The sequence below is a fragment of the Kitasatospora sp. NPDC091257 genome (assembly GCF_044757675.1).
GTDB lineage: Bacteria > Actinomycetota > Actinomycetes > Streptomycetales > Streptomycetaceae > Kitasatospora > Kitasatospora lactacystinica.
Map to the genome: position 1 here is coordinate 1 of NZ_JBIVVI010000002.1, position 11,680 is coordinate 11,680.

Here is an 11,680-nt window from a genome sequence, read left to right on the forward strand (position 1 = left end):
CCCCTTCCCCATAGGTCTATACCAGTGAGGACCTTCGGCAACCACCCGCCGCCGACGGTCCGTTCGGCCGCCGTGCCACCCCCACACCCGGCGCGACCAGGCCGGCCTCCCCCACCGCTGTTTCCTGGAAAGGCTTCCGATGGAACGCGCTCTTCCCCCGCATTCCCACCGGCACACCGCACCTCGCCCCGCCCGTCGCCCCGCCCTCGGGCGCCGCGCCGCGCTCGCCGTGGCCGCCGCGCTCGGCCTGGTCGCCGGCGGCGTCGCCGTCCTGGCCGGCACCGGCTCCGCCTCCGCGGACACCACCGGCACCACCGGCACCACCGGCACCACCGGCACCACCGGAGGGCTCGGCAGCAACTGGTACGCCTCGGCGCCGTACCTGATGCCCGAGGACAACAGCCCGCCGGACGCCGCCGCCGTCATGGACGCCACCGGCCAGAAGGCCTTCCAACTGGCGTTCATCCTGGCCCAGGGCAACAGCTGTTCGCCCGCCTGGGGCGGCACCTCCTCGATCGACACCGACACCACCATGCCGAGCGTCATCCAGACCGTGCGCGGCAAGGGCGGGGACGTCTCGGTGTCGGTCGGCGGGTACGGCGGCACCAAGCTGGGCCAGGTCTGCGGCACCCCCGAGGCGACCGCCGCCGGCTACCAGAAGGTGATCACCAAGTACGGCCTCAAGGCGATCGACTTCGACCTGGAGGAGCCGGAGTACGAGAACACCGCGGCCATCCACAACGAGATCGGCGCGGCCCGGATCCTCCAGCAGAACAACCCCGGCCTGTACGTCTCGATCACCACCGCGGGCACCAACGCGGGCACCGGCTGGTTCGGCACCCAGATGCTCAACGAGGCCAAGTCGCAGGGCTTCACGCCGGACAACTACTCGATCATGCCGTTCGACGGCGGCTTCGGCGGCGCCGCGGCGCAGACCGACGCACTGGTGAAGTTCAACCAGATCCTGCAGGGCACCTTCGGCTGGAACGAGGCCACCGCGTACGCCCACGAGGGCGTGTCGATGATGAACGGCCGCACCGACGCCGCCGAGTACTTCCACCAGTCCGACTTCCAGACCGTGCTGGACTTCGCCACCGCACACGGCCTGGCCCGGTACACCTACTGGTCGGTCAACCGGGACCGCCAGTGCGCGGGCAACGTCGACCCGGGGCTGTCCGGCTCCTGCTCCAGCGTGGCGCAGAACGACTGGGACTTCACCAAGTACACGGTGAAGTTCGCCGGGGCGACCCCGCCCACCACGCCGCCCACCACCCCGCCCACGACTCCCCCGACGACTCCTCCGACCACCCCCGGCAGTTGCACCGCCCCGGCGTGGAGCGCGAGCACCACGTACACCGGCGGCGCCAAGGTCTCGTACAACGGGCACAACTACCACGCCAAGTGGTGGACGCTGAACGAGGTGCCGAGCGCCAGCGGCCAGTGGGGTGTCTGGGCCGACGACGGGCCCTGCTGAGCGCGGCTTGCCGGTGCCCCGGGTCGGCCCGCACCCCGCCGCTGACGGCTGGGTGCGGGCCGACCCTGCGGGGCACCGCGCAGGTCACTCCCCGGCGAACCGCTCCCGCAGCTCCACCAGCACCTCCGCCGCCTCCGACAGCCCGGCCGCCTCGCAGCGCGCGATGCCGGCGGTCAGCCGGTCCACCGCCGCCTCGGTGCGACCGAGGTCGCTGCCCTCGATCAGCGCGGCCAGCCGGACCGACTCCGCCCGCGGCGACTCGGCCCGCTCGCCGCCCGCCTCGTACTCCGGGACGGCCCGCTCGGCCTCGGCCAGCGCCTCCTCGTACCGCCCGGCGACGGCCAGCGAGCGCGCCCGCTCGTAGTGCGAACCACCGCGCAGGTACCAGGAGTTGTACTCCTCGCCGCCCTGTTCGGCCGCCTCTCCGACCGCGTCCGCCTCGGCCAGCAGGGCGAGCGCCGCCGCCAGCCCCTCCGCGCCCTTCTCCCGCATCGTCATCCGAGCCAACTCCCGCAGGGTGGAGGCCAGTTGGTCCACCTGCGGGGCCTTGCCGTGCGCCTCGCGGGCGCGGGCCAGCGCCGCCTCGGCGGCGTCCGGGCGCTCCGCCCGGGCGAGCGCCAGGGTGGCCTCGCAGGCGACCATGGTGTGGGTCTCCTGGTCCTCCCAGCCGGCCACCAGGTCGGCCAGCCTCAGGTACTCCTCGGCGGCGTCCCGGTGCTCCTCCAGCTCGGACAGCCCCCGGGCGAGGTCCAGCCGGGCCTGGGCGAGCATCCGCACGTCCAGCCGGGCCGCCGACGCGTCCAGCAGCACCGACTCCAGCACGGCCACCGCGTCCGCCGCCCGCCCGGTGTCGCGCAGCACGTCGGCCAGCTGCATGCGCACCCGGGTGGCCTCCTCGACCGCCTCGGCGCCCTTGCGGTCGTAGCGCGCGGCCGCCTCCGACAGCGCGCGGACGGCGCCGCCGAGGTCCCCCACCTGGAGGCAGCCGTGGCCGAGCATCATGTACGTCGGCGCGTACGGGTAGGAGTCGTCGCCCCAGCGCACGGCCTCGGCCAGCGCCCGGTGGAACACCTCGACCGCCTGGCCCGGCTCGCGGCTCTGCAACAGCACCTGGCCCAGCAGGCCGAGCACCCGCGGGGTGTGCCAGGGCAGCTCGGCGGCGTCCAACTGGGCCAGCACCTCGCGCAGTTCGGCCTCCGCCTCGGCCAGCAGGCCCTTCCGGGCGGCGGCGTCGGCGGTGTACTGCCGAGAGGTGGCGGCCCGCCGCTCGGAGCCGAGCTCCACGGCCGTGCGCCGGTAGGCCCCGACCACCGCCTCGAAGCGCTCGGCCACCTCGTCGGCGGGCTCGGGCAGCGTCTCGACCAGGTCGTGGTGGGCGGCGTAGGCGCGGGTCTGCAGCACGATCAGGTAGTCGTCGTCGGTCAGTTCGCCGCCGGCGCGGAGCTCCTCGGCCCGCGCCAGCGCCGCGTCGAGCGCCGCCCAGTCGGCCCGCCGGCCGCTGTGCCCGGTGTCCGCGTCCGCATCCGCGTCCGCGCTGCGACCCGAGCCGCCGTCGCTCTCGTGCCCGACGCTCTCGTTCCGGGTGCTCTCGTTCCGGGTGCTCTCGCCCCCGTCGCTCTCGTCATCCAGGTCCGCGATGAGGGTCCGGGCACGGCACATCAGCGCCGACCCGGCCAGCCCCGCCTGCTCGAACAGCTCGGCGGCGGCCAGCAGCCCGGCCTTGCCCTCCGCGTACGCGTCCCGCTGGAGCGCCTCGTGGGCACGCTGCTCGGCGAGTTCGGCGCGCAGCCGCTCGGGGCCGCCCAGCTCGGCGCTCCGCGGGTGGACGAAGTCCGCGGCCCCGGCGCGCTCGGCGACCCGCTTCCACAGCCGGTCGGCGTCCGGGTGGCCGAGCACCTCCAGCTCGCGGGCCCGCAGCACCAGGGCGGTGAAGTCCTCCGGCTCCGGCTCGACCGTCCGGCGCGGCGCGGGAGCGACGGCCGGGGCGTCGGACAGCCCCGGCGCGGCGACGGCCCGCACACCCAGTGCCAGCGGCTCGGCGAGCAGCGGCTCGACGGCCAGCCGGGCGCGCCGCTCGGCGCCGACCGCGCCGGTGCCGTTGCGGGCGTCGAAGCGCGCGGCCAGCGCGTCGGCCTCGGTGCGCACGTGGGCCAGCAGGGAATCCACCGTCCAGGTGGTGCCCGCCGGGCCGCTGACCGCGAGTCCGCCGTGGCCGGCCCGGGCGAGCAGGGCGAGCAGCACCTCGACGCCGGTCAGGAAGCCCAGCCGGGCCGCGGGTTCGCCGGTGACCGCGAACAGGTCCCGGTTCTCGGCGAGCAGTTCCAGGCCGCGCGGCTCGTTGCCGGACAGCGCGCAGAACTCGATGTGCAGGCCGACGGCGTTCAGCATCGAGGCCTTGCCCCGGGCGTAGCGGTAGCCGGAGAGGTGGCCGGAGCGGGCCTCGTCCAACCGGCCCCGGCGCAGCTGCGCGAGCAGGGCAGTGGCCTGGCTGAGGTAGGGCTCCTGCTCGCAGCCGCTGCGGCCGTCCAGCACCGGGGCGATCACCTCCAGCGCCCGGGCGTCGTCCCCGGCGGCGATGAAGTGCCGGGCGCGGGCGCGGGTCTCGCAGGCGTGGCAGTCGCTCAGCTCGGAGCGCGGGCGGGCCGCCCACAGCTCGTAGGCGTCCTGCACGTCGAGGCCGGTCTGCACGGCCAGGTGGTAGCGCTGGGCGTAGTACGGCTGGAGGTCGTGGCCGGCCGTGCGGTAGCGGTCGCGCAGCTCGGTGTGCCAGCGCCGGATCGCCGCGAGCGGGACGTCCGGGGTGTCCTTGAGCGCGTCGGCGACCCACTTGAAGCGCCAGAGCACCTGGCGCCGGGCCCATTCGCCGAAGCCGTCCGGGTCGGTGTCCCAGAGCTTGAGGATGCGGGCGAAGACGACCGGGCTCTTGCTGCGCTCGCCGTCGTACTCGTAGGCCTCCATCAGTTCCAGCAGGGCCATCGAGCGGATCCCGGTGTCCTCGAACTGCTCGGCGGCGTCGACGAGTTCCTCGGCCGTGACGGTCCTGGTCCGGCCGTACGGGCGGGCGTCGTTCTCGCGCAGCGCGGCCATCACCGCGTCGGGGGTGTCCAGCATCACGCCTCCTTGTCGCCTTCGGGGGTTCCCGCCGCCTCGTGGCCGAGCATGGCATGGTCCAGCAGGCTGATGAACGAGCGGTTGAGCAGGGCGGACTCGCTGGCCTTGAGCGGGCGGCGGGTCATCAGCACGGCCTGCCCGTACAGCGCCTCGACGGCGGTGACGGCCAGCTCGCGGCTGGTGACGGTGGCGGCGCGGCGCACCAGCGGGTTGAGGTGGTTGAGCACCAGTTGGGCGCGGGGCACCTCGGCGCGCAGCGAGCCGAGGATGTCCGCCCACAGCCCGTCGGCCTCGTCGGCGAGCTGGGCCCTGGTGCGCTCGTGCCGGGCCTCCCGGTTGTCGAGCAGCAGGGCGGGCGCGTTGGTCGGGTGGAAGCTGCGCAGCGCGACGTCGCAGTCGAACCGGCCGACGACCTCGCGGGCGATCGCCAGGAAGGCGTTGGCGGCCAGCTCGACGGCCGGGTCCACGGTGTCCAGGTGCGCGGTCACGGTGCCCGGGTCGAGGTCGGAGACCGAGACGCCGGGCCGGATCTCGGGCAGCCGGTGGACCAGGTCGTGGTCGTAGGTGTAGCCGCCGTTGACCACGCCGAGCCCGGCCGCGGCGGCGATCGGGGCGACCTGGCGGAACTCCTCGACCGTACGGGTCACCAGCACCGTCGGGTGGCTGCGGGCGAACTCGTCCAGGGTGACGTTCCCGTCGGTGGTCTCGAACGGCAGCCAGGGCAGCATCATCCGCAGCAACTCGTCGTCGTAGCGGGCGAGTTCCTTGACGGCCAGGTGGTGGACGGAAAGGAAGCGGTGCAGCAGCGCCGGGTCGCTCGCGGACAGGCCGGTCAGCCAGTCGCGGATCCGGGCGCCGAGCGCGTCCCGGACGGCGGCCAGCGTCTCGTCGGCGTACAGGCCCTCGCGGGAGGCGGTCGGGCGCAGCCCGTCGGTGTCGACGACGCAGCGGACGAAGAAGGCCCAGTCCGGCAGCAGTTCGTCGGCCTGGTCGGAGAGCAGCATGCCCTTGAGGTGCACCCGGTGGCCGTTGCGGCGCGAGGGCGGGGCGGCGTCCGGCAGCACGTACGCGACGCCGCGCAGGCCGACCAGCGGCAGGTCCAGCTCGATGGTGTCGAGCGGGGTGAAGTCGAAGGCGGCGCGGCAGTACTCGGTGAGCGCGTCGCGCCTGGCCAGCGGGGAGGCGTGGCGCTCGGCCCACGGCGGGGTGCGGTTGACCCGGTGCTCGGTGCCGGCGGCGTCGATCACCGTGACGTCGTGGCGCAGCAGGCTGCCGAAGTCCCGGGCGAGGGTGAGGACCCGGCCGGGGCGGGTCCACTCGGCGGCGTCGGCGCGCGGGGCCAGCGTGACGGTGGTGCCCGGCTCGGGCTTGGCCGAGGCGGGCAGCGTGCGGATGGTGTAGCTGCCGTCGGAGCTGCCGCGCCACTCGATCACCGGGGCGTCCGGGGCGGCGGCGGAGCGGGTGACCACGGTGATCTCGTCGGCGACCACGAAGCAGGCGAGCAGGCCGATGCCGAACTGGCCGATGAAGTCGCCGCGGGCCTTGGCGAGCCCGGCGCCGTCGAGCCGGCCGTCGGCGTCGCGCTTGGAGCTGCGGCCGATGGTGGCGAGGAAGGTGTGGACGTCCTTCTCCGTCAGGCCGATGCCGGTGTCGGTGACGGACAGCTCGTCGTCGGCGCGGACGGTGATCCTGGCCGGCGCCTCCGGGTCGAGGGCGCGGCGGGCGGAGATCGCGTCCACCGCGTTCTGCAGCAGCTCGCGCAGGTAGACCCGCGGGCTGGAGTAGAGGTGGTGGGAGAGCAGGTCCACCAGACCGCGCAGGTCCACCTGGAAGGTGTGCGCACTCGTCGGGTTGTCGGTAGGGGACACCGGAGGCTCTTTCGATCGCGGGGTGGATGGCGGTGGTGGGGTGCGGGTGCGGGTGCGGGTGCGGGTCGGTACCGGCACCGGTACGCCTCAGCGCCAGTACGAGGTGCAGCGGTCGCGGTGGGCGCGGAAGGCCTTGACCGGATTGCCCGACAGGTAGTGCCAGGGCGATTCGGTCACGAAGCCGTCCAACGCCTCGAACAGCAGGCGCGCGGTCTTGGGCTGGTCGGCGAGGGAGAAGGCCATCGCGAAGGTGTTGAAGGCGCCCTGCCAGCCGCGCGCCGGCACGAAGGCCGGGTGCAGGACGGACCGGAAGGCCGCTTCCTGCAGCCCGGCCACCACGGCCGGACTGGTCAGGTAGGCGCGGTCCTCGCCGTCCGGGAGGGCCAGCCAGTGCTCCAGGTGCGCGACCGCGACCAGCTCACCGAGGCGACTGCCCTCTGGGGCCGCGAGCATCACGGAGCGGGCGAACTCGTGCATCTCCTCGTGCGAACCGCCCCACTTGGCGCTCAGCTGCTGCAGCCTGACCCAGTGCGAGGCGGAGTTCCCGGGCGCCCGGCGCACCGCGGCCTCGAAGCGACTGGTGGCGACCTCCGGGCCGAGCGAGGCCCCGAGGGCGCTGGTCTGCAGGAACCGCCAGGGGGCGTGCCAGGACGGCTCGCGCTCGGCGACCTCCAGCAGTTGCTCCTCGGCGACCTCCAGCCGCTCGTGGAACACCTTCCACCGCTCCTCGGTGACGTCCTTGGCCCGGGCACCCGTCCGGGCCTCCCAGCCCCAGTCGATGTGCCGGGCACCGGACAGCAACAGCAGCAGCGTGTCGTCCGGGGTGTCGGCCAGCGCGCGGGACGTCCACTGCTCGACCCGGGGCACGTCGGCTATCGCGCCGACCAGGAAGGTCAGGTCCTCGCCCTCGGCGGCGGCGAGCGCGGGGCGCAGCGCGGCCCAGTCCCCGTCGGCGGCCTGGCGGAGCGCCAGACGCACCGACTCGTCCCCGTACGCCGGGTCGAGCCGCGGCTCGGCAGCACCGGCCGGCGCGGCCGATCCGGCTCCCCGTCGGCCGAAGCCGAACCCGAACCCGCGCCGCTCGGCCCGGTCCTCCCCGCCGGAGCGGCGTCGGAACAGCGGCATGTCTGGCCCCCTCGAACGTCATCGGTATCTTTCGCATGGCCGCACAGTGGCCACGAGATAGGTACATATCACGGTCGACTGACATCCGTTTCCCCAGCCCAGCGCCCCGCCCGTGCGGGGAGGGGCCCCTCAGCCCACGCCCGGCCCGGCGTCCGGCGCCTTCCCGGCCTGGGCCTGCTCGATCCGATTGACCAGCATCACCGCGAACTTCCGCGTCGCGGCCACGTCCACCGGACCGCCCTCGCTGGTCACGCTCGCCACCACGGTGCCCGAGCGCACCACGATGCCGACGCCCTCGCCCTCGGCCAGCGGCCCCTGGAAGGCCTGGCTCTCGCTGCCCAGCACCGGGGTGTCGATCTTCTTGAACGGCCCGGCGGCGTACGAGGCGTAGCTCTCCTTCAGCCGCTGCGCCGCCGCGTCCCGGCTGGGCAGGGTGTCCACCAGGAAGCGGACGACCACGTCCCCCGAGGAGAACCGGACCGACCCGCTGAGCGGCTTTCCGGCGCACGAGGCGGCGGCGGCACCGGCGCAGGTGACCTTGTGGTCGGCCGTGTCGACCTTCCGCTTCTCCTCCTCCCAGCCGGCCATCGCCTTGGCGTCCGGCAGCACCTGCCCGACCACCTTGTCGTCCAGCAGCGCCACCTCCAGGTCCCCGTGCGGCGCCTCCACCGCGGCCGGGGCCGGCGCGGAGGCGGGCGCCGAACCCGCCCCGGGCGCCCCGGCGTCCGACCCGCTCGGCGCGGGCGCGGGCGCAGCCGCGGACGCGGACGCGGACGCCCCGGCCGTACCCGTCGACGTCGCCGCCGGACCCGACGCGGACGAACCCGCGGCCGCCGCCCCGCCGACCCCCTTCGACCCCCCGGAGGAGCACCCGGCCAGCACGCCCGTCAGCACCCCCGCCGCCGCCACCGCGGCAAGCACCCTCCGACCACCCATCCCCGTCGCCTCCCAGTCCTGTCAGTGACCCCTCAAGATAGCGACCGTCCCGCCACCATCTCGCCCCGAGCGGCGCTGAACCGCGATCGAATCGGCTTCGAAAGATGGTGAGTGCCTCGGACGTGCCAGCCGTCCAACGCAGCGGCAGCCTTGCGCTCCACCGACCGGAGATCCTCGGAACCGGTTGACTACGCAGGTATCCGGTTGGTCAAATCAGCCTCGGCACAGCTCTGGTTTCAAAGTGGGGGAAAGACCGCGTGGCGCTCGACAGCCCGAAGCTCAAGGACGTTCTCGGAGACGTCGCATCCGGCACTCTGCAGCTCCCGGACTTCCAACGTGAGTGGAAATGGGACGACGACCGGATCCGGGCGATCATCGCAACGGTGACGCTCGACTACCCGCTCGGCGTGGTGATGACGCTGGAAACCGGTGGAACCTCCTCACCGTTCCGGGCTCGGACCCTCACCGGCGCAGACTCCGAGCAGGATCAGGTTCCCCATCTCCTACTCCTGGACGGGCAACAGCGGCTGACTTCTCTGTTCCAGGCGCTGTATCTCGATGCACCGGTGAAGACGGTCGGGGCTCGCGGCAATCCGATCGAGCGCTGGTACTACGTCGACATCGCCAAGGCTGTCGGGGCATCCGCCGACCGGGACGAGGCGATCGTTTCGGTGCCGGAGAACAAAATCCTGAGGACCGAGTTCACCCGTGGGGCTTCGCTGGATCTCACCACCATCGAACGCGAATGCGAAGCGGGCCTGTTTCCGCTCCACTTCGTCTTCGACATCCAGCGGGTGAACGCCTGGAAGAGGGTGTTCGTCAAGGCGGACGACCGGAACTGGGACCTCTGGTCGGACTTCGAGGAGCGCGTCCTCGAGAAGATCCGGTCGTTCCAGGTCCCGATGATCCGACTCGCCGCATCCACCTCGATGGACGCCGTCTGCGCCGTCTTCGAACGTGTCAACACCGGCGGCGTTCCGCTGAATGTCTTCGAGCTGCTGACCGCTACCTACGCGGGAGACCGTAGCTTCGCCGCGGAGTCCGGTGACTACTATCAACTGCCCGTCGTCTGGCAAACGATCAAGAAGGCCCTGACTGAACGGTTCCCGGTGTTCGGCCGACTCGACCAGGGCGTCGAGGACGGACTGAGCAGCAGTGACTTCCTGCAGGCCGTCGCCCTCGTCCGGACCTGGGAACGCAAGTTGGCGCGTCCCGGTTCTGCCGTGTCGTGCAAGCGCCGTGACCTTTTGGACCTTCCACTGGCCGACTTCGATCGTCTGGCGCCGAAGTTGGCTGACGCCTTCGCTTGGGTCGGAGACTTCCTCCAGCAGCAGTGCATCGTGCGTGCAGCCGACCTCCCCTACCGGACGCAGCTCGTCCCGCTGGCTGCCGTCCGAGCGATCCTCGGTGCGGAGACCGACAGCCTGACTGCCGAGGAGATGATCACCCAGTGGTACTGGTGCGGGGTCCTCGGCGAGATGTACGGAGGCTCGACCGAAACCCGCTTCACCAAGGACGTGGAACAGCTCGTCGGGTGGATCCGTCGCACCGGCGAGGTTCCGGACACCGTCAGCGACGCCTACTTCTTCCCTGACCGCCTGGACACGCTCACCACCCGGCACAGCGCGGCCTACAAGGGGATCTACGCCCTCCTCATCAAGCAGGGCGCAGTGGACTGGCACCACACCGGTACACCGATCAGCCCTGCTCGTATCACTGAACACTGGGTGGACGTCCGACAGATCTTCCCGAAGGCGTGGGCCGAGAAGGAGTTCGGGCGAAAGTTCCCTGCGGGCTCGATCGTGAACAAGACGCCTCTCTCGTACCGGGCTGCCCAGGGCATGTCCGGACCGCCTGCAACGTACCTTCCGTCGCTGATCACCGCCTCGGACATGCGGCCCGAGTGGTTCGACGACGTCATCGCAACCCACCTCATCGATCCCGATGCCCTGCACGCCAATGACTACGAACGCTTCTACCTCGACCGCTCCAAGCAGCTGGTGGAGCTGGTTCAGGGCGCCATGGGCAAGCGGACCGCACTGCGTGGCGCTGCGGACGGCGGCGCATGATGCCTGCCACCCCCTCCCCGCAGGACCTGCTGGCCCTCAAGGGCACCCGGATTCCGGTCCAGAAGGTCCTCGACCTCTTCGGTGTTCGGGTCCGCAATCACCAGACCGTGCACCAGATCTCGCGGGCCTTGACCGATGCGGGTCTCGCGACCTTCCCCAACTTCGCCGTCTGCCACCAGCGGGACGACGTCGACATCGTCCCGCTGACCACGACCACCGTTCCGCCGGTCGGCACCGCGGACGACAGCGACCAGGAGTCGCTGCCCTCCAACGCGTTGCCACAGCGACTTCACATCGGCGATCTGGCGTGCGCCCGCAATGGTGTGGTGGGCGCCGGCCTCGGTGACACTCTCGAACAGGTCACGTACCTCATGCGTACCAAGGGTCACTCCCAGATCCCGGTGACCACGGGCATGGCCGTGCTGCACGGGGTCATCACCTGGCGCTCGGTGGCGAAGATGTACGCGACCGGCAAGGATCACACGGTCGCTAACGCGATGGAGAAGGACTCCCTACCGGTGGCCGACGCCCGTACGGAGTTCTTCAGCTGCCTTCCCATGATCAAGGAGCACGGCTACCTCCTGGTTCGGGGCGACGACGGCTGCCTGTCAGGCATGGTGACCGCCGCAGACATCACCGAGCGGTTCGAAGGGGCAGCACGCCCCTTCTTCCTCGTCGGGGAGATCGAGTCGCTGCTCCGCCGGTGTCTCGGCGCGGCACTCGCCCCGGAGGCGATCAAGGCAGTACAGACCAACAAGAAGGCCGACCAGCGGTCCGGGCTGGTCTCGGACCTGATGTTCGGCGACTACATCAAGCTCCTCGACGGCACCCAGGCCAAGCAAGGAATGGCGGCGAACGCCGACGTCAACTGGGCAACGCTCGGGTGGTCCGCCATGGACCGAACACAGTTCGTCCAGCATCTGGTCCGGGTGAAGGACGTCCGCAATCGGATTGCCCATTTCGACGAGAAGCCACTGCCCGAGTCGCTGATAGCGGAGCTGGCAACCTTTGCCAAGCTGCTCCGCGACTTCGTCGCCTGATCTGGCCGGTGGGCACGACCTCGACCTCCCGCTCACCCCACGTTTCCGCACGAGTCC

Annotated in this window: 8 protein-coding genes; 4 read left to right on the forward strand and 4 right to left on the reverse strand. The window is 72.0% G+C overall.

What is annotated here, in order from left to right; translation table 11 throughout:
- Positions 1-139 precede the first annotated feature (139 nt).
- Positions 140-1,474, forward strand: coding sequence for a chitinase (locus ACIQOV_RS00170; protein ID WP_401043124.1), 1,335 nt, complete (start codon positions 140-142; stop codon positions 1,472-1,474).
- 84 nt (positions 1,475-1,558) lie between these two features.
- Here ACIQOV_RS00170 and ACIQOV_RS00175 read toward each other — a convergent pair whose 3' ends face one another.
- The 4 genes from ACIQOV_RS00175 to ACIQOV_RS00190 form a co-directional block, all read right to left on the reverse strand.
- A complete protein-coding gene (locus ACIQOV_RS00175) occupies positions 1,559-4,585 on the reverse strand; it encodes a tetratricopeptide repeat protein (protein ID WP_401043126.1) in 3,027 nt (1,008 codons plus the stop codon).
- On the reverse strand, positions 4,585-6,453 hold the full coding sequence (locus ACIQOV_RS00180; RefSeq protein WP_380543532.1) for an HSP90 family protein: 1,869 nt from the start codon (positions 6,451-6,453) through the stop codon (positions 4,585-4,587). Before ACIQOV_RS00180 ends, ACIQOV_RS00175 begins: the two co-directional genes overlap by 1 nt.
- An 87-nt stretch (positions 6,454-6,540) precedes the next feature.
- Complete coding sequence (locus ACIQOV_RS00185; RefSeq protein WP_401043129.1) at positions 6,541-7,578, reverse strand: hypothetical protein; 1,038 nt, start codon at positions 7,576-7,578, stop codon at positions 6,541-6,543.
- Positions 7,579-7,707: 129 nt separating this feature from the next.
- On the reverse strand, positions 7,708-8,220 hold the full coding sequence (locus ACIQOV_RS00190; protein ID WP_401043131.1) for a hypothetical protein: 513 nt from the start codon (positions 8,218-8,220) through the stop codon (positions 7,708-7,710).
- Here ACIQOV_RS00190 and ACIQOV_RS00195 point away from each other — a divergent pair.
- The 3 genes from ACIQOV_RS00195 (at position 8,201) to ACIQOV_RS00205 (ending at position 11,623) form a co-directional block, all read left to right on the forward strand.
- Complete coding sequence (locus ACIQOV_RS00195) at positions 8,201-8,542, forward strand: hypothetical protein (RefSeq protein WP_401043132.1); 342 nt, start codon at positions 8,201-8,203, stop codon at positions 8,540-8,542. The genes ACIQOV_RS00190 and ACIQOV_RS00195 overlap by 20 nt on opposite strands.
- Positions 8,543-8,771: 229 nt before the next feature.
- Positions 8,772-10,583: a DUF262 domain-containing protein gene (locus tag ACIQOV_RS00200; protein WP_401043134.1), complete on the forward strand. Its 1,812-nt coding sequence runs from the start codon at positions 8,772-8,774 to the stop codon at positions 10,581-10,583.
- Entirely contained in the window at positions 10,580-11,623 is a 1,044-nt protein-coding gene (locus ACIQOV_RS00205; protein WP_401043136.1) for a CBS domain-containing protein, read from the forward strand. The genes ACIQOV_RS00200 and ACIQOV_RS00205 overlap by 4 nt, the downstream gene beginning before the upstream one ends.
- Positions 11,624-11,680: the final 57 nt, after the last annotated feature.

What these genes read in the sequence shown, in the direction of transcription:
- ACIQOV_RS00185 (WP_401043129.1), bottom strand. Translation starts at nt 7,578, where the DNA reads ATGCCGCTGTTCCGACGCCGCTCCGGCGGGGAGGACCGGGCCGAGCGG.
- ACIQOV_RS00175 (WP_401043126.1), bottom strand. Translation starts at nt 4,585, where the DNA reads ATGCTGGACACCCCCGACGCGGTGATGGCCGCGCTGCGCGAGAACGAC.
- ACIQOV_RS00205 (WP_401043136.1), top strand. Translation starts at nt 10,580, where the DNA reads ATGATGCCTGCCACCCCCTCCCCGCAGGACCTGCTGGCCCTCAAGGGC.
- ACIQOV_RS00170 (WP_401043124.1), top strand. Translation starts at nt 140, where the DNA reads ATGGAACGCGCTCTTCCCCCGCATTCCCACCGGCACACCGCACCTCGC.